This is a genomic window from Streptomyces canus 299MFChir4.1, assembly GCF_000383615.1.
GTDB lineage: Bacteria > Actinomycetota > Actinomycetes > Streptomycetales > Streptomycetaceae > Streptomyces > Streptomyces canus_C.
This window is the reverse complement of record NZ_KB911607.1, coordinates 1-22,657: the sequence shown is the minus strand read 5'-3', so window position 1 is coordinate 22,657 and position 22,657 is coordinate 1. Positions and strand designations below refer to the sequence as shown.

Sequence of the window (22,657 nt, the reverse complement as noted above, 5' to 3'; positions counted from 1 at the left end):
ATGACTTGATCTGAGGCTCAGTTGGCGCAGACTTTTCCGAACGGAACCGGCGGGCTCGGAAATCCGTCGCGCCCTGCGCGGGGCGGTCGCTAGCCTCCGCGTGAGCGCGGCGAGACGCGTCGGCGCGAGGAGAGCGGGGCCATGGAGACCGGACGCGTACGGACCGACCGGCTGGGCGTGCTGCTGGACCAGTTCGACTGCGTCAGGGAGCGGGCGCAGGTACGGCTCGAAGGCCTCGGCGACGAGGAATTCCTCTGGGAGCCGGTACCCGACTCCTGGTCGATCCGGCGCCGGAGCGAGGCGGTGACCCCCAGGGCGTACGGTCCCGGCGAGTGGGTGATCGACAGGGGCGCCCCGGACATCCCCGCGGGCGAGTACGCCGAGGTCGCCCGGCAGGCCGCCGACGGCATGAGCGTCGCCAAGATCGCCGAGGACTGGAGCGTGAGCGTCGAACGGGTCGAGGAGGTCCTCGCCCGCACCGGCCCGGTGGAGCCCGACATCTCCCCGGTCACGACCATCGCCTGGCGACTCGGACACCTCCACTCCTGCTTCGCGGGCGAGTGGGAGTGGACCTTCGGCGAACGCCGCACCGATCCCCACCGGTTGGTCGACTTCACCCCCTCCGCGGCCCTGGCCCAGGAGCGGTTCTGGTCCCTGCTCGACCGCTGGCGCGAAGCCGTCGGCCGGGTCACCGAGGAACAGCTCGACACGATCGGCTTCTCCCAGTACCCGTACGGCTCCGCGCCCGACGAGCCGTACATCTCCGTGCTGTGGGGGTCCAACCTGGAGCTCATCCATCACATGGCGGAGATCGCTCTGCTGCGGGACCTGTGGCGGGCCCGCCGCGGCGAGGGCAGGGCCTGAGCCGGGAGGGCTGTTGGTCCTCGGGACATGGTGTGGAGGTTCTGTGGACAAGTTTCCCGCGGCCCCGCCGACGCCGACCACCCCGCGACATCGCCGACCCACTTTTGAGAGTCTGTCGACCGTCACGTCAACCGGAGCGACAGTTGGGCGGCAATGAACCACAGCAGTCAGGAACGGGCCCCGCAGGCTCGGCAACCGGGGCCGTACGGCCAGGCGCCCGCTCCCGCGGAGACCGTGATCCACGTCCCCAACAAGCAACTGCGCAGGTACGACAGGACCGCGCCGGGCGAGCCGACCACCACCGTCCAGCAGGCCGGCCCCGCCGCCCAGGGCCAACCCCTGGCCTACGTCCACGTCCCCCAGGACGCCCCGCAAGGCGGCCGCCGGACCCGGCCGCCGTTCACCCTGAGCGGCCCGAACGGCGAACCGCTCAGCTCCGTACGGTCCGTCGGCGACGGAGTGTACGAGGTCTACGGCGCTGACGGCGCCCCGATCGGCCGGATCACCCGCCGCGGCGGACGGACCCTGCCGTGGCCGCGCCGCGTGCGCTGGAGCGTGCAACCCGCCCAAGGAGGGGCACCGCTGACCGGCGAGGTCGGCACCCGCAAGGCGTGGACGGTGTTCGTTCTGATCTCCCCCCTCTACTTCGTGTGCTGGGCGGTCATGTCGGCGCAGGGAGCGCTCTGGCTGCTGCTCGGCGAGAAGGGCGAGGCGAAGAAGGAAGCCGCCTGGGAGATGGAGCCGCCGACGTGGACACGGTGGCGGTCGGCCGATGGGCCCGAGGTGGCCATCGAGTACCAGACAGGCCGTAAGTACCGTCTCGCCGCACCCCGGTTGGACCACCGGCTGGCCTATGCGCAGGCCGTCCTGCACGTCTGGGATCGCGCCTAGCATGCGCATGCCACAAATTGGCGACAGCGAACATCGCCAGGTAGGCCGGAAGTTGCTGCTCCGATAGTCTGACCGGCGATCACTGATCACGCTACGGGGAGGCACACGGCGATGGCGGACTTCCAGATCGATGTCGATCGTATGAAGACCCTGATCAACAGGTTGGACCAGGTCGACGACCGCATGCGCGGCGCCCAGGAGCGGCTGAACAAGGTCGGTCCCAAGGGTCTGGGCACAGACGGTCTCGACAACGCCTGCGACGACTTCCAGGACGCCTGGGGCGACGGCATCAAGCGGATCGCCGATGGCGCAAAGCAGCTGCACGAGGGACTGCAGAAGACGCTCGACGCGTACCAGACGACCGACCAGGATTTGCAGAAGGGCTTCAGCCAGAAGTAGCCCGCACCACCGCTGAGACGCCTCGCACACGCGGCTGAGAAACCGCACACGCACACAACGGGGAGAAGACGATGGGGATGTTCGACGATCCCAGCTGGCCCGGACTGAAGTTCAACCCGGCCAAGGGTGACCTGCACACGATCGAGTCGCTGGCGTACGACGTCAAGACCGTCGGTGACGAACTCGACGAGATGCGCGAGATGCTCGTCGGCATCGGTAAGACCGACGGCATCTGGGACGGCGAGGCCGCCAAGAAGTTCCAGGAGAAGGTCGGCGAACTGCCCAAGTACCTTCAGCAGGGCCACGAGTCGATGAACGCCTGCTCCAGGGCGCTCAAGGGCTGGCACGACGAACTCGAGACCATGCAGCGCCAGGCCAAGAACCTGGAGGAGCGCGCGGTCGAGGCCCGCAAGCGGCTGGACCAGAAGAACGCCGACGTCGACAAGGTCAACGTCAAGATCGAGGGCGCGCAGTTCCAGCAGCTCACCGAGCAGCAGGCCAAGGCCCTCTCCGAGGAGGCCGACTCCGCCTCGCGGGCGGCCCAGGACGCCGCGACCGACCTCACGCTCCTCATCCAGGACGCCGAGGCGCTGCGCAAGTACTGGGAGGAACAGGCCGCGAAGGCCGAGAACGCCATTCGCGAGGCCGCGAACAACCGGCCGCCGGACATCAGCGTCTGGGACAAGATCACGGACGGCCTGAAGGGCGCCTGGGACGGTTTCAAGAACTTCCTGATCGACAACGCGGACCTGTTCTCCACGATCTCCGCCGCGCTCGCCGCCGCCGCCATCGTCGTCAACGTCATCCCGATCGGCGGCCAGGTCGCCTCGGCCATCCTGGGCGCGGGTTCGGTCGCGTTCGCGGGTGCGGCGATGGCCGGTCACTGGATGGGCGGCGCCCCGATGTGGAAGGTCGGGCTCGACGCGCTCGGTGTGATTCCCGGTGTCGGCGGCGCGGGCAAGGCGCTCATCTCCGGCGGCAAGGCGCTGTTCACCGGAGCCCGCGAAGCGGGGGCACTCGCGTCCGGCGCCAAGGTCATGATGAACCAGATCAAGAACCCCATGAGCACCAAGATGATCAACTGGGGCCTCGGCAAGTTCGGCAAGGCCGTCGACCCGTCGCTCATCACCGGCGCCGTCAAGGGCTTCTCCACCGGCTTCGGCATCGGCCACCTGATCTCCGGCGGCAACGAGGGCGGCGGCAGCGCGCCCGCGGTCTCGACCCAGCCGGCCCCGGCGACCGGTCAGCCGCAGCCCGCCCCGCAGGTCACGACGATGCCCTGGCCGGCCTCGGGTGACAAGTTCCACCAGACCCTGGCGGCCTGAGCAGCATGAGCGAACTCACCACTGCCGCTCCGGCCACGGAGCCGTTCGCGCTGCACGTCGGCTGGGTGGTCCCGCCGTTCTTCCACGAACTCCCGCTGGGCACCGACGACGCCGACGAGGCGGCCGAGCAGCTCTACGAGACCGTCCACAAGGTCATGCCGGGCGGCACGGACCAGGACCGGTTCCGGATGTTCGTCACCTACGCGAGCATCATCGACGACCTGCGCAACGCCGGAGCCGTGTACGCGGGCTTCTGCAACCTCGACTTCGACGGCCGCCCGAGCACCGCCACCGTCGCCGTCTACCGCATGCCGCTGCACGACATCACCGCCGAGGACGTCCTGTCGGAGGCCCTCACCGGCCTGCGGCGGGCCTACCCCGAGGACGACGTCCGGATCAGCACGCTGCCCTCCGGCAAGGGCGACGCCGAGGCTGTCGTACGGATCGGCCAGGCCCCCTTCACGCTCACCGCCGAGGCCTCGCCCACCGGGGAGCCCCTGGAAGTGCCACGCGGCCAGATCCAGGTCTACATCCCGCTGCCCAACAACGCGGACCTGCTGGCGTTCGAGCTCTCCACGCCCTGCATGGAGGACTGGGACTTCTACTCGGAGCTCTTCGCGACCATCGTGCGGACGCTGGACTGGGCGACGGAGGAGCAGGCCGAGATGGAGGCCGCCCTCTCGCTCGCCCAGCCGGTCCCGGACGTGGCTCCCGATCCGGCCGTGATCCAGGAGCTCTACTCCCTCTCCAGCCGGGTCCTGGACGGTCTCGCCGTGCGCGGCCGGATGGACGAGGGCAACGCGGTGTCCTCGGTGACCTGTGCCGACTGCTGGTCCAAGGGCCTGACGACGGTGTGCACGGCCCGCCATCTCTGGCAGATCGACGGCGTGGCGGAGGAGCAACTCACCGCCGCCGTCGGCCGACTGGACACGACCTTCCAGAGCCAGGGCTGGCTCAAGCTGGCGGGGACACCGGGGGAGAGCGTGTCCCTGGCCGCGGACAGCGGCTCGGGCCACCGTGTCAACGTCACACTGATCCACGGCCGGCAGCGGCTCGTCGTCGAGGTGGTCGCCCCCTGCACCCGCACGGTGCGCGGGCCGGGCGACTCCGTGTTCGGATAGGGGAGGCGGCTGCAGCATGAACGACACCACCGGCAGCCTTCTGCCGATCGGCGCCCACTCCCTGTCCGCGGATCCCCGACTCGCCGCCGCCGTACGGGAGTTCGGTCGCACATACGGCTACGACTACTTCGACGACGAGACGGTCGGGCGCACCCTTGCCGAACACGAGGCCTCCCTGCGCCGGGTCGCTCGCGGCGGGCTCGTCTGGGCCGGCTCCCTGGCAACCGCCGTCGGGATCGTCTGGCTCGTGTGGGCCGCCTCCGGCAAGCCGGAGAACATGGTCGTCGCGGTCGCGCCCCCGGCCGCCGTACTGATCCTGGCCCTCGCCGCCTTCGTCCAGGTCAACCTCCGGGGCAGGCGCAAGCTCCGCCACCCCTTCCTGGAGGGATACCGCCACGTCCTCGCGGCGGCACTGGCGCACGGCGCGCCCGTGACCTACGTGCCCACTTGGCTGACCGGCCGGGGCGGTGGTCAACTCGACATGGCCCCGCTGCCGTCGTACACCACACCGGCCGGGGCGCCGGCCACCGGCGTACGAGCCACTCCGGTGGCTCCGCCGCCCAAACCGGCCGAGGTCGAGGAGTACGAGCGGATCGCCGAGCACGGCGGCTGGCACGACGAGGCGGGCTGGATCCTCCTCGTCGCGGGAGCCGTCGGCGTCGGCTATGCCGTGGTCAAGGACCTGCCGGCGGCGTACGCCTCGGTACTGCTCGTCGGCCTGGGCATCTGGACCTGGATCGCCGGGCACCGCCTCGGCAGACGACAGCAGGAGCTGTCCGGCGAGGCCCTGCGCTACCTCGACGAGCTGACCCGGGCCCAGTCCGCCGGAGCCCCCGTGCACGAACTCTCACCCCCCTTGCGCAAGCTCCTGGACACCCGGCTCTGACAGACAGCACGCATACGGCGGTGGCGGCACCCTCCCCGGGCGCCGCCACCGCCGTATCCGCGACGGATGACCAGTCCCTCAACCGACCCGCGCCCCCGCAGCCTTGGCGCGCTCCCGAGCCTCGTGGCTGACACCGCGGGTGCGGGCCGGCATCCGGTCGTCCACCGCCGTGCGCTGAGCGGCGCCGAACAGCCGGCGCGGGCCCGGTACGGCGACGACGCCCAGGAAGCGGGGATCGCCGGCGAACCAGACCTCGCCGACCTCACCGGACCTGACCTTCCGGACCCAGAACGTGCGACCGCTGCCCAGGAAACCGCCGTAACCGAGGGAGACGGACCTGTCCGGGCGCTCGGGGTCCGTGAAAGCGCGGGCCCGGACGAGGGGCGGGCCGCAGACACGGCTCGCCCCTCCACCCACACGGACAGACTCAGCTCTCCGGCAGGTAACCCGTCTGGACGAGCTGCCCGCTGGAGCGGCGCGAGATGAACTGGCCACGGCCCTGCGGCTGCGGAGTGGCCTTGATGTTGTTGAACACCGGGCCCTCCGACGGGTCGCCGGACAGCACGATGCCCTGGGCGCCGAGCTCCTTGATCCGGGTGAGGACCGGCTCGAAGGAGGAGCGCGAGGCACCGGAGGTGCTGCGGGCCAGGATGATGCGCAGACCCAGGTCACGCGCGAACGGCAGGTACTCCAGGAGCACCGACATCGGGTTGCCCATCGACGTGGCGACGAGGTCGTAGTCGTCGATGAAGATGAACGCGTCGGGCTCGTTGTACCAGGAGCGGTTGCGCAGCTGGTCCGGCGTCACGTCCGGGCCGGGCATACGGCGGCTCATCGAGCCGGCCAGCGACTCCATGACCTCCTGGAGCTGCGGACCCGAGGCGCAGTACTTGTACATGTGGCTCTCCGGCACCTGGCCGAGCAGCGCGCGCCGGAAGTCCGAGACCACGAACAGCGCCTTGTTGGGGGCGTACCGCTCGGAGATCTGCTTGGCCATGAACCGCAGCAGCGAGGACTTGCCGGACTCGCTCTCGCCGTAGATGACGAACAGCGGGTCGGTCTCGAAGTCCACGAAGACCGGCGAGAGGGTGAGCTCGTCGACGCCGACCGCGATACCGCGGCTGCCGAAGTCCCCGCCGCCGGGCAGCTCGGTCGCGGGCAGCAGCGTCGGCAGCATCCGCACCTTGGGCGCCGTCGGGCCCTGCCAGGCGCTGTTGACGCTCTGCACGAGGTTCGCCATGCCGTCGGCGAGGTCCTCCACCTGCGTCGACCCGTCGATCCGGGGCGTGGCGGCCAGGTAGTCCAGCTTGTCCGGGGACAGACCGCGGCCGGGCTTGCCCATCGGCACGTTCTCGGCCCGCTTGCGGTCGAACTCCGACTCCATCGCGTCACCGAGCCGCAGTTCGAGCCGGCTGAGGATCTGGTCGCGCAGCGCGGGACGCATCTCGGTGTACCGGGTCGCGGTGATGATCAGGTGGACACCGAAACCGAGACCGCGGGTCGCGATGTCCGCGATGACCGGGTCGAGCATCTCGTAGTCGTTCTTGAACGTCGCCCAGCCGTCGATGATGAGGAAGACGTCGCCCCACTGCTGGTCGGGGTAGTGCCCCTGCGCCCGGCGGTTGCGGAAGGTGCCCATGGAGTCGATGCTCTTGGAGCGGAAGAACTCCTCACGGGCGTTGAGGATGCCGTGCACCTCCGCGACCGTACGGCGCACCTTCTCCTGGTCAAGACGGGAGGCGGCGCCGCCCACATGGGCCAGGTTCTCCAGCGCGAGCATGCCGCCGCCGCCGAAGTCGAGGGCGTAGAACTGCACTTCGGCCGGCGTGTGCGTGAGCGCGAACGACGTGATCATCGTGCGCACGAGCGTCGACTTGCCGGACTGCGGACCCCCCACGATCAGGGCGTGACCGGCGGCACCCGACAGGTCCGCGTACATCACGTCACGGCGCTGCTCGAAGGGCTTGTCGACCAGGCCGACCGGCACGGTCAGCTTGCTCTGCAGGTGGTAGCCCTCGGCGTGCAGACCGCGCTCCGGACTGATGCCCAGCGCCGGCAGCACCTGGTCGAGACTGAACGGCTCGTCCAGCGGCGGCAGCCACACCTGGTGGGCGGGCGGACCCTGACCGTCCAGGCGGCTGACGATGACGTCGAGGACGGTGTCGGCGAGCGCGTCGTCGACCTGGTGGGTCCGCGTCTCCGGCTCCGGATCGGCGAGGATGCGCACCGGCACCGGCGCCGCGGTGAACAGCACGGGGGAGCGGTCGATCCGTCCGCCGCCCTGCGCCATCGGCCCGTTCGCCCGGTAGGTGCCCGACACGTACGCGGCCTTGAACTGCACCATCGTCTCGGTGTCGTACTTGAGGATGCCCGCGCCGGGGACGTTCGGCAGGTGGTAGGCGTCGGGCACACCGATCGCCGTGCGGGACTCGGCCGCCGAGAACGTGCGCAGACCGATGCGGTACGACAGGAAGGTGTCGAGGCCGCGCAGCTTGCCCTCCTCCAGGCGCTGCGAGGCGAGCAGCATGTGCACACCCAGCGAACGGCCGATCCGGCCGATCTGGATGAACATCTCGATGAAGTCCGGCTTGGCGGCGAGGAGTTCGCTGAACTCGTCGATGATCAGGACGAGTGAGGGCAGCGGGTCGAGCGCGGCACCGGCGGCGCGCGCCTTCTCGTAGTCGGTGATGTTGGCGTAGTTGCCCGCCGTGCGCAGGAGTTCCTGGCGGCGGGTCAGCTCACCGGTGATGGAGTCGCGCATGCGGTCGACGAGGGTGAGCTCGTCGGCCAGGTTGGTGATGACCGCGGAGACGTGCGGCATCGAACCCATGCCGGTGAAGGTCGCACCACCCTTGAAGTCCGCGAGGACGAAGTTGAGCGTCTCGGAGGAGTGCGTGACCGCGAGGCCGAGCACCAGGGTGCGCAGCAGCTCCGACTTTCCGGAACCGGTGGCGCCGACGCACAGGCCGTGCGGGCCCATGCCCTCCTGCGAGGCCTCCTTGAGGTCCAGCATGACCGGGTCGCCGCTCTCGCCGAGACCGATCGGCACCCGCAGCCGCTCGTGCAGCGTGCGCGGCCGCCAGGTGCGCGAGACGTCCACGCTCGCCGCGTCACCGATCTGCATGAGATCCGTGAAGTCCAGGTTCGCGAGCAGCGGTTCGTCCGCGTCGGCGGCACCGAGACGCAGCGGCGCGAGCTGCCGGCCGAGCGACTCGGCCTGCGCCTGCGACAGCACGTCGGGGACACCGGTGAAGACACCCGTGCCCGCTTCCAGCTCCATGGCGTCGGGCCACACCCGCACCGACAACGAGCCGCGCGCCTCGTCGAGTTCACCGGGCACCACCTCGAGGATGGTCACGCCCTGAAGGCCCTCCGCCGAGGCGAGGACCGAGTCCGGAGGCACCCCGCCGCCGTCGAGGACGACGACCACGTGCGGCTGGTCGAGCACCGGTGAGCCGTCCCGGCTCCAGCGTGGGCGGCCCTCCAGCTGGTGGGTGATCATCTCCTCCAGCTCGCCGAGGTCGTAGCAGAGCAGCCGGCGCGAACCGGCGCCGTCGGACTCCTTGTGCTGCATGTGCGGCAGCCACTTGGTCCACTCCCAGTCCACCGCGGCACCGGGCGCGGCCACGACCGCGATCACCACGTCCTCGGGGGAGTGCAGCGAGGCCAACTGTCCGATCACGGCGCGGGTCTGGCCGTAGACCGTCTCCGGGTCGCCGGAGATCGTCACGTGGTAGAAGGAGCGCAGCCCGATGGCCAGCGGGAGGTCACCGAGCGTGCCGTAGCTCGCGATGAACTGCTGCATCGAGTGCGCGGTCAGCGGCTCCAGCTCGTCCACCGGCGCGGTGTCGGGCGCCACCAGCGGCGTCGCCAACTGCTGCGGGCCCAGGCCGATCCGCACCTGGACGAAGTCCTGGTCCGTCGAACGCCGCTCCCACAGCCGGGAACCCTCGGCGATCAGCGCCCACAGCTGCTCCGGCGCCGGGTGCAGGTAGTACTGCGCGTCACGCTGCTTGTGCACCGTGCGCCGCACCTCGCGCCGCTTCTGCGCCAGGTACTTGAGGTAGTCGCGCCGGGCCTCGGCCATCTGGCCGGACGGCCCCTTCCTGGCCCGCGTGATCTGCGCGACGAGCATCGCGACCGTGGAGACCATCATCAGGCCGCCCATGATCTTCATGAAGCCCTGGGCGCCTGGCATGAAGAAGAAGGCCGCCGACGAACCCATGCCCAGCATGGGCAGCAGGTTCATCATCAGGCTGTCGTCCTCGGTGCGAGGAAGTTCGGGAGGGGACTCGAGCTTGACCTCCTCACTCGGCACCTCCGGCGGGTAAACCCGCGGCGGGCGCTTGACGATGACAACGCTCACCGATCCACCAGTCCTTCACGCAATCGCAATGTCGAACCGCCCCCGTCGTGACGGCCCCCGTATGTTCGTCGGCTCATGGGGCTCAGCCCACTCATGAGTCGGGCGTTGATCCTACTGTTCTGCGGGCCCGTTGAGCCGGGAGGGGATGGGGAGATGCCGCAAGGGGACGGTAGGGTGACGCTCCAAACGAAGCGCGGAGCGGGAATCGCCCTGGCAAACCGCGACGAATCACCGAGTACTGGACTAGGGGGAACCGTCAGGTGAGTACGGTCTCAGCAACCGGATTCTGCCGGGTCACGGTGGCGGCACCGAACAGCCGGATCGATGTGGCACTTCCCGAGGACGTGCCGCTCTCTGACGTCTACCCGGAGATCCTGCGGCTGTCGGGCCAGACACCCGAAGAGGCCGCGCCCACCGGGTACAACCTCGTGCGCAGGGACGGCTCCGTCCTCGACGACGGCCGTTCGCTCTCCGAACAGCAGATACGCGATGGCGAATTGCTGCTCCTGCGGCCGTTCGCGGACTCGCTGCCGCCCGCCGTCTTCGACGACGTCGTCGACGCCGTGGCCGCCGCCGTCGAGGCCGACCGGCGCAGCTGGAACGACGGCATGATGCGGGTCGTCGGCCTCACCGCCGGCGCGCTGCTGCTGACCATGATGGCGCTGGCGCTGTGGTTCTCCGAGCCGCTGCGCCACGACATGCACGGCCTGCCCGGCGTCATCGCCGGTGTCACCGGTGTCGTCCTCGTCGCGCTCGCCTCCGTACGCGCGCGGGTCTACGACGACCACCACGCGGCCGTCGCCCTGGGTCTCGCCTCGCTGCCGCACCTGATGGTGGGCGGCTCGGGCGTCATGGCCCTCGACGCGGGCGAGGGCCCCGGCCGGCTGAACCTGCTCGTCGGCTTCGCCGTCGTCCTCGTCGCCGCGGTGCTGCTCGTGCTGCTGCTCCCGCAGAAGGACGCGCCCTTCATCGCCGCCGCGTTCGGCGCCGGCATCGGAGTCCTCGCCACCTTCGCCGCGATCGTCTCCGAGGCCGAGCCGCGCGAGACGGCCGCCGTCACCGCCGTCGTCATGATCGCCGTCATCGGCTTCCTGCCCGGCTGGTCCGCCCGCTTCTCCCGGCTGCCCATCGGGTTCCGCTCGCCCGACCAGATCGCCAAGCGCGGCCGCGCCGAGGACCAGCAGGAGCAGGAGCCGGTCGACTACCGGCTCATCACCGACCAGGCCCGCCGCGGCCACGAACTGCTGCTCGGTCTCGTCGGCGGCTGCGCCGTCACCGGCGTCGCCTCGGCCGGTGCGGTGCTCGGCTTCTCCAGCAGCGGCTGGGCCCAGCTGCTGTCGCTGGCGGCCGGCCTCTCCATGATGATGCGCGCCCGGCTCTTCCTGTACACGTCCCAGGTCGTGACCCTGATGATCTCGGGCATCATCACCGTCAGCCTGCTGGTCCTCGGCCTCGCCCTGAACCCGCCGGCCGACATCATCAAGGAGCTCGTCTACGACCACAACAGCGCCCCGCTCGACATCCGCACCGTCTGGCTCTCCGCCGCGGTCGCCCTGGGCGCCACCCTCCTCGTGGCCCTCGCCCTGATCGTGCCGCGCAAGGGTGTCACCCCGTTCTGGGGCCGGATGCTCGACCTGAGCGAGGGCGCGGTGCTTCTCTCCCTCGTCCCGCTGTGCCTCGCGGTCCTCGACCTGTACGCGGCGGCCCGCGGCATGACCAGCTGACCGTCCTCACACCTCGCGGCGGCTGTCACCCACTCGGGTGGCAGCCGCCGCGTCATCTGTACGACAGGGGCGGGGGCCGGGGCACTGCCGTCGGGCTGATACCCTGGCTGACGGCCGTTTGTGTACGCACCCCCGGAGCTGATCGCCCTGGAGGCCGCGCCCAGCGGATCCCCGCCTCCCGAGTTACGGAAGCTCCCCTGAGAAGTGGACCAGGGGCACTCGGTGGCTACCCAAGAGACTACGAGGAGTACGCGTGTCGCTCGACGCCGCTACGAAGAAGCAGATCATGACCGAGTTCGGCCAGAAGGAGGGCGACACCGGCTCCCCCGAGGTCCAGGTCGCGATGCTCTCGCGCCGTATCTCGGACCTGACCGAGCACCTCAAGACCCACAAGCACGACCACCACTCCCGTCGTGGTCTGCTGATCCTGGTCGGTCAGCGCCGTCGCCTTCTCCAGTACCTGGCGAAGAAGGACATCCAGCGCTTCCGTGCGCTGGTCGACCGCCTCGGCATCCGCCGCGGTGCGGCGGGCGCCAAGTAGGACGCCGTGAGGGGAGCGGTTCCCGAAGCGATCGGGGGCCGCTCCCCTTTGCCGTACGTGCTCAGCGACGTGCTCACCGCATGCGGAAACGTGCGCGGTGTCACACCCGCTTTGTAGTGTGGTAGCACAACGCAGTACCACGAGGAGAAGTGCACCTCGCCGCCGCCGGTCCTCGGTAGTGGCCCCCGGGCCTTGCGAACCCGGGTGCTTCGATCGAAGACCGGCCCGCACCAGACGGAGCGCTTCTCCGCGCACGTCCCCCCGCCACACGGGCGGATCGGGACAAAAGACGATACGCAGACGAAAGTAACGGAGAACACGCTAGTGGAGAACGAGACCCACTACGCCGAGGCCGTCATCGACAACGGCTCCTTCGGCACCCGCACCATCCGCTTCGAGACGGGCCGCCTCGCCAAGCAGGCCGCCGGCTCCGCCGTGGCGTACCTGGACGACGACACCATGGTGCTGTCGGCCACCACCGCCTCCAAGAACCCCAAGGACCAGCTCGACTTCTTCCCCCTGACGGTGGACGTCGAGGAGCGGATGTACGCCGCCGGCAAGATCCCCGGCAGCTTCTTCCGCCGTGAGGGCCGCCCCTCCGAGGACGCGATCCTCACCTGCCGGCTGATCGACCGCCCGCTGCGCCCCTCCTTCAAGAAGGGCCTGCGCAACGAGATCCAGGTCGTCGCCACGATCATGGCCCTCAACCCCGACCACCTGTACGACGTCGTCGCGATCAACGCGGCCTCCGCGTCCACGCAGCTGGCCGGCCTGCCCTTCTCCGGCCCGATCGGCGGCGTCCGCGTCGCGCTGATCAACGGCCAGTGGGTGGCCTTCCCGACGCACTCCGAGCTCGAGGACGCCGTCTTCGACATGGTCGTCGCGGGCCGCACCCTGGAGGACGGCGACGTCGCGATCATGATGGTCGAGGCCGAGGCCACCGAGAAGACCATCCAGCTGGTCAAGGGCGGCGCCGAGGCCCCGACCGAGGAGGTCGTCGCCGCCGGTCTGGAAGCCGCGAAGCCCTTTATCAAGGTGCTCTGCCGGGCCCAGGCCGACCTCGCCTCGAAGGCCGCCAAGCCGACCGGCGAGTTCCCGATCTTCCTCGACTACCAGGACGACATCCTGGAGGCGCTCTCCGCCGCCGTCCGCCCGGAGCTCGCCTCCGCGCTGACCATCGCCGGCAAGCAGGAGCGCGAGTCCGAGCTGGACCGCGTCAAGGCGCTCGCCGCCGAGAAGCTCCTGCCGGAGTTCGAGGGCCGCGAGAAGGAGATCTCCGCCGCGTACCGCTCCCTGACCAAGCAGCTCGTCCGCGAGCGCGTGATCAAGGAGAAGAAGCGCATCGACGGCCGGGGCGTCACGGACATCCGTACGCTCGCCGCCGAGGTCGAGGCCATCCCGCGCGTGCACGGCTCCGCGGTGTTCGAGCGTGGCGAGACCCAGATCCTGGGCGTCACCACCCTCAACATGCTCCGCATGGAGCAGCAGCTGGACACCCTCTCCCCGGTGACCCGCAAGCGCTACATGCACAACTACAACTTCCCGCCGTACTCCACCGGCGAGACCGGCCGCGTCGGCTCCCCGAAGCGCCGCGAGATCGGCCACGGCGCCCTCGCCGAGCGCGCCCTCGTCCCGGTCCTGCCGACCCGCGAGGAATTCCCCTACGCGATCCGCCAGGTCTCCGAGGCGCTGAGCTCCAACGGCTCGACGTCCATGGGCTCGGTCTGCGCCTCCACCATGTCGCTGCTGAACGCCGGTGTGCCGCTCAAGGCCCCCGTCGCCGGTATCGCCATGGGCCTGATCTCCCAGGACATCGAAGGCGAGACGCACTACGTCACCCTCACCGACATCCTCGGTGCGGAGGACGCCTTCGGCGACATGGACTTCAAGGTCGCCGGCACCAAGGAGTTCGTCACCGCCCTCCAGCTCGACACCAAGCTGGACGGCATCCCCGCCTCCGTCCTGGCCGCCGCTCTCAAGCAGGCCCGTGACGCCCGCCTCCACATCCTCGACGTGATGATGGAAGCGATCGACACGCCGGACGAGATGTCCCCGAACGCCCCGCGGATCATCACCGTGAAGATCCCCGTGGACAAGATCGGTGAGGTCATCGGCCCCAAGGGCAAGATGATCAACCAGATCCAGGAGGACACCGGCGCCGACATCACGATCGAGGACGACGGCACCATCTACATCGGTGCGGTCGACGGCCCCTCCGCCGAGGCGGCCCGCACCACGATCAACTCGATCGCCAACCCGACCATGCCGGAGGTCGGCGAGCGCTACCTGGGTACGGTCGTCAAGACCACCACCTTCGGTGCGTTCGTGTCCCTGCTCCCGGGCAAGGACGGTCTGCTGCACATCTCGCAGATCCGCAAGCTGGCCGGCGGCAAGCGCGTCGAGAACGTCGAGGACGTGCTCGGCGTGGGCGCCAAGGTCCAGGTCGAGATCGCCGAGATCGACTCCCGCGGCAAGCTCTCCCTGATCCCCGTGATCGAGGGCGAGGAAGGCTCCTCCGACGAGAAGAAGGACGACGCCGACCAGTGACGTCCCCTAGCTCCAAGGCGACGGCCCGCACCTCTTCGGAGGCGCGGGCCGTCGCCCGTACCCAAACCCTGATCAAGGGCGAGAACGGCATCGGCACCGTCCGCAAGACCACCCTCCCCGGTGGCCTGCGCATCGTCACCGAGACCCTCCCCTCGGTCCGCTCCGCGACCTTCGGCATCTGGGCGCACGTCGGCTCCCGCGACGAGACACCGTCACTGAACGGCGCCACGCACTACCTGGAGCACCTCCTCTTCAAGGGCACCTCCAAGCGCAGCGCGCTGGACATCTCCTCCGCCATCGACGCGGTCGGCGGCGAGATGAACGCGTTCACCGCGAAGGAGTACACGTGCTACTACGCGCGCGTGCTCGACGCCGACCTGCCGCTCGCCATCGACGTGGTCTGCGACATGCTCACCGGCTCCCTCATCCTCGAAGAGGACGTCAACGTCGAGCGCGGCGCGATCCTCGAAGAGATCGCGATGACCGAGGACGACCCGGGCGACTGCGTGCACGACCTGTTCGCGCACACCATGTTCGGCGACAACCCCCTCGGCCGCCCGGTCCTCGGCACCGTCGACACCGTCAACGCCCTGACCGCCGACCGCATCCGCCGCTTCTACAAGAAGCACTACGACCCGACGCATCTCGTCGTCGCGGCCGCGGGCAACGTCGACCACGACAAGGTCGTACGACAGGTCCGCGCCGCCTTCGAGAAGGCCGGCGCCCTCAAGAGCCCGGACGCCACGCCCATCGCCCCGCGCGACGGTCGGCGCGCCCTGCGCACCGCGGGCCGCGTCGAGCTGATCGGCCGCAAGACCGAGCAGGCCCACGTCGTCCTCGGCATGCCCGGCCTCGCCCGCACGGACGACCGCCGCTGGGCCCTCGGCGTGCTGAACACCGCGCTCGGCGGCGGCATGTCCTCCCGCCTCTTCCAGGAGGTCAGGGAGAAGCGCGGACTGGCGTACAGCGTCTACTCGTACACCTCAGGCTTCGCCGACTGCGGCCTGTTCGGGGTGTACGCCGGCTGCCGGCCCTCGCAGGTCCACGACGTGCTGAAGATCTGCCGGGACGAGCTCGACCAGGTCGCCGAACACGGTCTCTCGGACGATGAGATCGGCCGCGCCATCGGCCAGCTGAGGGGCTCCACGGTCCTGGGTCTGGAGGACACCGGCGCGCTGATGAACCGCATCGGCAAGAGCGAGCTGTGCTGGGGCGAGCAGATGTCCGTCGACGACATGCTGGCCCGCATCGCGTCGGTCACCCCGGACGACGTCCGCGCGGTCGCCCGCGAGATCCTGGGACGGCGCCCGTCGCTGTCGGTCATCGGCCCGCTGAAGGACAAGCAGGCGGCCCGACTGCACGAAGCGGTCGCGTAAGCCCTCCCCTTAAGGAAGCAAGAAGATGAGCAAGCTGCGCGTGGCGGTCCTCGGTGCCAAGGGCCGCATCGGTTCCGAGGCGGTCAAGGCCGTCGAGGCCGCCGAGGACATGGAACTGGTCGCCGCTCTCGGCCGGGGCGACAAGCTGGAGACCCTCGCCGAGACGGGCGCCCAGGTCGCGGTCGAACTGACCACGCCTGCCTCCGTGATGGAGAACCTGGATTACTGCCTGAGTCACGGCATCCACGCGGTCGTCGGCACCACCGGCTGGACCGACGAGCGTCTCGCGCAGCTGAAGGACTGGCTGTCGAAGTCCCCGGAGACCGGCGTCCTCATCGCGCCCAACTTCTCCATCGGGGCCGTTCTGAACATGAAGTTCGCGCAGATCGCCGCGCCCTACTTCGAGTCGGTCGAGGTCGTCGAGCTTCACCACCCGAAGAAGGTGGACGCCCCGTCCGGCACCGCCACGCGCACCGCCCAGCTCATCGCCGAGGCCCGGCGCGCGGCGGGCACGACCCCGGCGCCGGACGCCACCGAGACGGCCCTGGACGGCGCGCGCGGCGCGGACGTCGACGGCATCCCCGTGCACTCCGTCCGTCTGCGCGGTCTGCTGGCCCATCAGGAAGTCCTGCTGGGCGGCGAGGGCGAGACGCTGACCATCCGCCACGACTCCCTGCACCACAGCAGCTTCATGCCGGGCATCCTGCTCGGCGCCCGCCGAGTGGTCACGACCCCGGGCCTGACCTTCGGCCTGGAGAACTTCCTGGACCTGGGCTGATGCGCGCCAAGCTGTCCTACGCCGTCACGGCCGCCGTCCTGGTCTTCTACTTCGTCCTGGTCGGCAGCCGTGGCGTCATGCTGATCCAGTCCGGCACGCTCATCACCGTCACGTTCGGCGTCGCGGTGCTGATCCTGCCGGTGATCGGCCTGTGGTTCCTGTGGAAGAACACCCAGTTCGTCCGCAGGGCCAACGCGCTGGCCGCCGAGCTCGACGCCGAGGGCGGCCTGCCCGTCGACGAGCTCAAGCGCACGCCCGCCGGCCGGATCGACCGCGACTCCGCCGACGAGGTCTTCGCCCAGCGCAAGGCCGAGACGGAGACGGCCCCCGACGACTGGCGCAGCTGGTTCCGGCTCGCCGTGGCCTACCACGACGCCCGCGACACCCCACGCGCCCGCAAGGCCATGCAGCGCGCGATAGCACTGCACGACGGCAGGCCCGTCCAGCAGCTCTGAGATCCCGGCACGTCGAAGGGGGCCGGTCCTGGTGCGGACCGGCCCCCTTCTTCGTGTGCCCCTGTCGGGTCAGCCCCGCGCGTACTCCGCGGCCCAGGCCTCCACCGCGTCCGCGGCCCGGTCGAACGCCTGGCCGCGCGCGAGGAAGTCCGCGTTGTGCGTGGTGAGCAGCGGCTGCGGGTCCTGCGGTCCCCGGCCCTGCCGTACGAGGGTCAGGGCCTGGCCCTGGACCGTGCGCGGCAGTCCGAGCCAGCGCACCGGCTGCTGTGCCGTCCGCACGGCGACGACCTGCTCCCAGAGCACCGTACGAGTGAACAGGAAGCCCACCCGGCGCACTCCGCGGCCGCACACCCACACGCCCATGCGCAGCAGCCGCAGCGCGCCGACGATGACGAGCACCGCGATGCCGAACACCACCGCGGCCTCGGACGGCGAGTCGGTCAGCGCGATGATCACCGCGGCGAACAGCACGTACGAGGCGAGCAGAAGAAGGACCGCCGCCACGCCCACCCGCCACGGACCGGGCCGGTAGGGGCGCCGCCAGTGGTCACGGTTGTCGAACGGCAGAGCGACGTCGTCCGTCGTCTCGAATGCGCGGTCGGCCGTCAGGAAGGGCAGGGGCACGGCGGGTCCTCACTCGATCCATGCGTGGGCTGTGCCGGTGAGGCTATCCGCAGCTGTCCCCGCGAGCCACCTTCGGGGGCCAATGGGGGGAGCCTCCCACGCCATTCGGGCAGTGGGGGGGGAGTCAGTGTCCGCGTCAGTGTCCCTGAGATGCCTGGGACTGCTGTGTCTGCGAGGGCGCCTGATCCTGCGACAGGGCCGGCATCCCGAGGACCAGGGATCCCACGAGTCCGGCGACGATGGTGAGCCCCACCAGCCAGCGCCCGGCCACCTCACCGGCGGACGCCCGCTCACGGGGCGGAGGAGTGACATTGCTGCGGAACCTGTCGGCTTCGGCGACAAAGGCGAACGGAACGGGTTCGCGCCGACGCAACAGCATGGGGGTACTTCTCCCTTCAGGGGATGGAACTTCGGGGATCGAACGAATCGCTGCTGTCTGTACAGACGAGCGGTTGCCGCAGAAGGTGCCCGGTTTCGCCGACTTAACTCGGTCACGCCACTGAAAGTCCTGTTTGGCGGGCCGTAGAGTGGCGTCGCCACCGAACGAGCTGGGAAGGACCCCCCGAACCGTGACCCCCACCCCCGACGACGATTTCAAGATCGAGCTGCGCGACGACGTCACCGTCGAACTGGTCAAGCACAGCGCGGCCGACTCCGACGTGCTGTTCGCCGCCAGGGTGTCGACCGTCGGAGAGCAGTCCCTGGACGAGCTGAACAAGGACCCGGAGCGCTCCAAGGGCCTGATCAACTACCTCATGCGGGACCGGCACGGCAGCCCGTTCGAGCACAACTCCATGACCTTCTTCATCAGCGCCCCGATCCTCGTCTTCCGCGAGTTCATGCGGCACCGCGTGGGCTGGTCGTACAACGAGGAGTCCGGCCGCTACCGGGAGCTCCAGCCCGTCTTCTACATCCCCGGCCCCGACCGCAAGCTCGTCCAGCAGGGCCGCCCGGGCAAGTACGTCTTCGTCGAGGGCACCCCGGAGCAGCACGAGTCCGTCGCGAACGCCATGAACGAGTCGTACCGCCAGGCGTACCGGGCCTACCAGGACATGCTCGCGCAGGGCGTCGCCCGCGAGGTCGCCCGTTCGGTCCTGCCCGTCGGACTGTTCTCCTCGATGTACGCCACCTGCAATGCCCGCTCGCTCATGCACTTCCTCGGTCTGCGCACCCAGCACGAGCAGGCGAAGGTGCCGTCCTTCCCGCAGCGGGAGATCGAGATGGTCGGCGAGAAGATGGAGGCGGAGTGGGCCAAGCTCATGCCGCTCACCTACGCGGCCTTCAACGCGAACGGCCGTGTGGCGCCGTAACGGACGCCTGTTTCCCCGCAGGGCACACATGTGCGGGTCCGCCTCGCGAAGTGTCCGTATTGCGGCATTTAGAGAAGTTCATCTAGCCTGATCAAACGGACCCGGCACTGCTTGAACCCCCGAGCAGGCAGTGCCGGGCTCCGCATTTGTCCTGACTTTTCCCGGCCCCCCTAGGGCAGACCCCGCCCTGCGCAACGAGTAGCGTGTTCCCCATGGCTCCGACCTCCACTCCGCAGACCCCCTTCGGGCGGGTCCTCACCGCCATGGTCACGCCCTTCACGGCGGACGGCGCACTCGACCTCGACGGCGCACAGCGGCTCGCCACCCACCTGGTGGACGCAGGCAACGACGGCCTGATCATCAACGGCACCACCGGCGAGTCGCCCACCACCGGTAACGCGGAGAAATCGGACCTGGTACGAGCCGTGCTGGAGGCGGTCGGCGACCGCGCCCACGTCATCGCCGGCGTCGGCACCAACGACACCCGCCACAGCATCGAGCTGGCCCAGGCCGCGGAGAAGGTCGGCGCACACGGCCTCCTGATCGTGACGCCGTACTACAACAAGCCCCCGCAGGAGGGCCTGTACCGGCACTTCAAGGCCGTCGCCGACGCCGCGGAGCTGCCCGTCATGCTCTACGACATCCCGGGCCGCAGCGGCGTCCCGATCAGCACCGAGACGCTGGTCCGGCTCGCCGAGCACCCGCGGATCGTCGCCAACAAGGACGCCAAGGGCGACCTCGGCCGCGCCAGCTGGGCCATCGCCCGCTCCGGCCTCGCCTGGTACTCCGGCGACGACATGCTGAACCTCCCGCTGCTCTCCGTGGGCGCGGTCGGCTTCGTCTCGGTCGTCGGCCACGTCGTCACCCCGGACCTGCGCGCCCTGGTCGAGGCGTTCGTGTCGGGTGACGTACAGAAGGCCACCGAGATCCACCAGAAGCTGCTTCCCGTCTACACGGGCATGTTCCGTACCCAGGGCGTGATGACCACCAAGGCGGCGCTCACCCTCCAGGGGCTCCCCGCGGGACCCCTGCGCGCCCCCATGGTCGAGCTCTCGCCCGAAGAGATCCGGCAGCTCAAGATCGATCTTGCAGCCGGCGGGGTACAGCTCTAGCACCAGACTTCGCGCGCCCGGCGCGCAAATGGACTCAACAACTGAATAGGCGGGCCACCGGTGCCCGCACCACAACGACAACTGCTACACGCACGAACGTCACGCACGCCACGTGCCCCACCGGTACGTGGCGTGCGTGGTGAGGAGAGTCTTTTGAGTCATCCGCATCCCGAACTGGCCCCGCCCCCGCCGCTTGCCGAGGGCGCCCTGCGGGTCACCCCACTCGGCGGTCTCGGTGAGATCGGCCGAAACATGACGGTCTTCGAATACGGCGGCCGCCTGCTGATCGTCGACTGCGGAGTGCTGTTCCCCGAGGAGGAACAGCCCGGAATCGACCTGATCCTGCCGGATTTCTCGTCCGTCAGGGACCGCCTCGACGACATCGAGGGCATCGTCCTCACCCATGGCCACGAGGACCACATCGGTGGCGTCCCCTACCTCCTCCGCGAGAAGCCGGACATTCCGCTGATCGGCTCCAAGCTGACCCTCGCGCTCATCGAGGCCAAGCTCCAGGAGCACCGCATCCGTCCGTACACCCTTGAGGTGGCGGAGGGACACCGCGAGCGCATCGGCCCCTTCGACTGCGAGTTCGTCGCGGTCAACCACTCCATCCCCGACGCCCTCGCGGTCGCCATCCGCACGCCCGCCGGCATGGTGGTCCACACGGGCGACTTCAAGATGGACCAGCTCCCGCTGGACGGCCGGCTCACCGACCTGCACGCGTTCGCGCGGCTGAGCGAGGAGGGCATCGACCTTCTCCTCTCCGACTCGACGAACGCCGAGGTACCGGGCTTCGTCCCGCCCGAGAAGGACATCTCGAACGTCCTGCGGCAGGTCTTCGGCAACGCCCGCAAGCGGATCATCGTGGCGAGCTTCGCCAGCCACATCCACCGCATCCAGCAGATCCTGGACGCGGCCCACGAGTACGGCCGCCGGGTCGCCTTCGTCGGCCGCTCGATGGTCCGCAACATGGGCATCGCGAGAGACCTCGGCTACCTGAAGGTCCCCCCGGGCCTGGTGGTCGACGTCAAGACGCTCGACGACCTCCCGGACCACGAGGTCGTCCTGGTCTGCACGGGCTCGCAGGGCGAACCGATGGCCGCCCTGTCCCGCATGGCCAACCGTGACCACCAGATCCGGATCGTCCAGGGCGACACCGTCATCCTCGCGTCCTCGCTGATCCCCGGGAACGAGAACGCCGTCTACCGCGTGATCAACGGCCTGACCCGCTGGGGCGCCAACGTCGTCCACAAGGGCAACGCCAAGGTGCACGTCTCGGGCCACGCGTCCGCGGGCGAGCTCCTGTACTTCTACAACATCTGCCGGCCGAAGAACCTGATGCCGGTCCACGGCGAATGGCGCCACCTTCGCGCCAACGCCGAACTCGGTGCCCTGACCGGCGTCCCGCACGACCGCATCGTCATCGCCGAGGACGGCGTGGTCGTCGACCTAGTCGAGGGCAAGGCGAAGATCGCGGGCAAGGTCCAGGCGGGTTACGTCTACGTCGACGGCCTCTCGGTCGGCGATGTCGGCGAGCCGGCCCTCAAGGACCGCAAGATCCTCGGCGACGAGGGCATCATCTCGGTCTTCCTGGTCGTGGACTCGTCCACCGGCAAGATCACGGGCGGCCCGCACATCCAGGCGCGCGGCTCCGGCATCGAGGACTCGGCCTTCGCCGACGTGATCCCGCGGGTCACCGAGGTACTCGAGCGCTCGGCGCAGGACGGCGTGGTCGAACCCCACCAGCTGCAACAGCTGGTGCGTCGGACCCTGGGCAAGTGGGTCTCCGACACGTATCGCCGCAGGCCGATGATCCTGCCTGTGGTGGTGGAGGTCTGACGGACCGTCGGACATCCGTCCGAGCGAACCTGGAGCGGGGCGCCTCGATTTGCATCGAGGCGCCCCGCTCCAGTACGTTTACGGCTCCGCCTGAGGGGGAACCCGGCAGCTTCGTGCTCCGGGGCCAGCCTCCAGGGGGCGGGAATTCCGGCTCAGAACTTCTGATAAAGTCGGAACCGCCGGAAAGGGAAACGCGAGAGCGGGAACCTGGAAAGCACCGAGGAAATCGGAACCGGAAACGGTCTGATAGAGTCGGAAACGCAAGACCGAAGGGAAACTGCCCGGAGGAAAGCCCGAGAGGGTGAGTACAAAGGAAGCGTCCGTTCCTTGAGAACTCAACAGCGTGCCAAAAATCAACGCCAGATATGTTGATACCCCGTCTCCAGCATCTGCTGGGACGAGGTTCCTTTGAAATAAACACAGCGAGGACGCTGTGAACGACCGCCTTATTCCGGTGGTTGTTCCGCTCTCGTGTGTGTGCACCCGATTACGGGTAAAC

Annotated in this window: 19 protein-coding genes; 15 read left to right on the top strand and 4 right to left on the bottom strand. The window is 69.4% G+C overall.

From position 1 onward, the window contains the following. The first annotated feature begins 141 nt into the window (after window positions 1-141). From H293_RS0135855 to H293_RS0135830, 6 genes are all read left to right on the top strand, one after another. A complete protein-coding gene (locus tag H293_RS0135855) occupies window positions 142-864 on the top strand; it encodes a DinB family protein (RefSeq protein ID WP_020122637.1) in 723 nt (240 codons plus the stop codon). Window positions 865-1,017: 153 nt separating this feature from the next. Beyond that, window positions 1,018-1,755, top strand: a complete 738-nt coding sequence (locus H293_RS0135850) for a hypothetical protein (RefSeq protein ID WP_020122636.1) — start codon at window positions 1,018-1,020, stop codon at window positions 1,753-1,755. 111 nt (window positions 1,756-1,866) lie between these two features. Then, the gene (locus H293_RS0135845; protein ID WP_020122635.1) at window positions 1,867-2,154 is read left to right on the top strand and encodes a hypothetical protein; all 288 of its coding nucleotides are present in this window, start codon (window positions 1,867-1,869) and stop codon (window positions 2,152-2,154) included. A gap of 71 nt (window positions 2,155-2,225) precedes the next feature. Further along, a complete protein-coding gene (locus H293_RS0135840; RefSeq protein WP_020122634.1) occupies window positions 2,226-3,479 on the top strand; it encodes a putative T7SS-secreted protein in 1,254 nt (417 codons plus the stop codon). A 5-nt stretch (window positions 3,480-3,484) separates the two neighbouring features. Beyond that, the gene (locus H293_RS0135835) at window positions 3,485-4,600 is read left to right on the top strand and encodes a hypothetical protein (RefSeq protein WP_020122633.1); all 1,116 of its coding nucleotides are present in this window, start codon (window positions 3,485-3,487) and stop codon (window positions 4,598-4,600) included. A gap of 16 nt (window positions 4,601-4,616) precedes the next feature. Then, the gene (locus H293_RS0135830) at window positions 4,617-5,486 is read left to right on the top strand and encodes a hypothetical protein (protein ID WP_020122632.1); all 870 of its coding nucleotides are present in this window, start codon (window positions 4,617-4,619) and stop codon (window positions 5,484-5,486) included. A gap of 78 nt (window positions 5,487-5,564) precedes the next feature. Here the strand turns inward: H293_RS0135830 and H293_RS50630 are convergent, their stop codons facing one another. Both H293_RS50630 and H293_RS0135820 read right to left on the bottom strand, forming a co-directional pair. Next, complete coding sequence (locus H293_RS50630; RefSeq protein WP_020122631.1) at window positions 5,565-5,903, bottom strand: hypothetical protein; 339 nt, start codon at window positions 5,901-5,903, stop codon at window positions 5,565-5,567. A 10-nt stretch (window positions 5,904-5,913) separates the two neighbouring features. After that, window positions 5,914-9,852, bottom strand: a complete 3,939-nt coding sequence (locus H293_RS0135820) for a type VII secretion protein EccC (protein WP_020122630.1) — start codon at window positions 9,850-9,852, stop codon at window positions 5,914-5,916. 260 nt (window positions 9,853-10,112) lie between these two features. Between H293_RS0135820 and eccD the strand changes: the two genes are divergently transcribed. The 6 genes from eccD (at window position 10,113) to H293_RS0135790 (ending at window position 17,273) form a co-directional block, all read left to right on the top strand. Beyond that, entirely contained in the window at window positions 10,113-11,576 is a 1,464-nt protein-coding gene (gene eccD / locus H293_RS0135815) for a type VII secretion integral membrane protein EccD (protein ID WP_028808490.1), read from the top strand. Window positions 11,577-11,829: 253 nt separating this feature from the next. Next, window positions 11,830-12,117: a 30S ribosomal protein S15 gene (gene rpsO, locus H293_RS0135810; protein WP_007385095.1), complete on the top strand. Its 288-nt coding sequence runs from the start codon at window positions 11,830-11,832 to the stop codon at window positions 12,115-12,117. A 324-nt stretch (window positions 12,118-12,441) separates the two neighbouring features. Beyond that, the gene (locus tag H293_RS0135805) at window positions 12,442-14,664 is read left to right on the top strand and encodes a polyribonucleotide nucleotidyltransferase (protein WP_020122628.1); all 2,223 of its coding nucleotides are present in this window, start codon (window positions 12,442-12,444) and stop codon (window positions 14,662-14,664) included. Then, window positions 14,661-16,040: a M16 family metallopeptidase gene (locus tag H293_RS0135800; RefSeq protein WP_020122627.1), complete on the top strand. Its 1,380-nt coding sequence runs from the start codon at window positions 14,661-14,663 to the stop codon at window positions 16,038-16,040. Before H293_RS0135805 ends, H293_RS0135800 begins: the two co-directional genes overlap by 4 nt. A gap of 25 nt (window positions 16,041-16,065) precedes the next feature. After that, the gene (gene dapB / locus H293_RS0135795; RefSeq protein WP_020122626.1) at window positions 16,066-16,818 is read left to right on the top strand and encodes a 4-hydroxy-tetrahydrodipicolinate reductase; all 753 of its coding nucleotides are present in this window, start codon (window positions 16,066-16,068) and stop codon (window positions 16,816-16,818) included. Further along, the gene (locus H293_RS0135790; RefSeq protein WP_020122625.1) at window positions 16,818-17,273 is read left to right on the top strand and encodes a tetratricopeptide repeat protein; all 456 of its coding nucleotides are present in this window, start codon (window positions 16,818-16,820) and stop codon (window positions 17,271-17,273) included. Before dapB ends, H293_RS0135790 begins: the two co-directional genes overlap by 1 nt. 69 nt (window positions 17,274-17,342) lie before the next feature. On the opposite strand, the gene H293_RS0135785 is transcribed toward H293_RS0135790, so the two are convergent. Both H293_RS0135785 and H293_RS0135780 read right to left on the bottom strand, forming a co-directional pair. After that, window positions 17,343-17,897: a phage holin family protein gene (locus H293_RS0135785; protein WP_020122624.1), complete on the bottom strand. Its 555-nt coding sequence runs from the start codon at window positions 17,895-17,897 to the stop codon at window positions 17,343-17,345. A gap of 136 nt (window positions 17,898-18,033) precedes the next feature. After that, on the bottom strand, window positions 18,034-18,273 hold the full coding sequence (locus tag H293_RS0135780; protein WP_028808489.1) for a hypothetical protein: 240 nt from the start codon (window positions 18,271-18,273) through the stop codon (window positions 18,034-18,036). A gap of 193 nt (window positions 18,274-18,466) precedes the next feature. Here H293_RS0135780 and thyX point away from each other — a divergent pair, with 193 nt between their 5' ends. The 3 genes from thyX to H293_RS0135765 all read left to right on the top strand — a co-directional run bounded on the left by thyX (window position 18,467) and on the right by H293_RS0135765 (window position 22,158). After that, on the top strand, window positions 18,467-19,207 hold the full coding sequence (thyX, locus tag H293_RS0135775; RefSeq protein WP_020122622.1) for an FAD-dependent thymidylate synthase: 741 nt from the start codon (window positions 18,467-18,469) through the stop codon (window positions 19,205-19,207). A 212-nt stretch (window positions 19,208-19,419) separates the two neighbouring features. Beyond that, window positions 19,420-20,319: a 4-hydroxy-tetrahydrodipicolinate synthase gene (gene dapA, locus H293_RS0135770; protein WP_020122621.1), complete on the top strand. Its 900-nt coding sequence runs from the start codon at window positions 19,420-19,422 to the stop codon at window positions 20,317-20,319. A 153-nt stretch (window positions 20,320-20,472) separates the two neighbouring features. Continuing rightward, a complete protein-coding gene (locus H293_RS0135765; RefSeq protein ID WP_020122620.1) occupies window positions 20,473-22,158 on the top strand; it encodes a ribonuclease J in 1,686 nt (561 codons plus the stop codon). Window positions 22,159-22,657 lie beyond the last annotated feature (499 nt).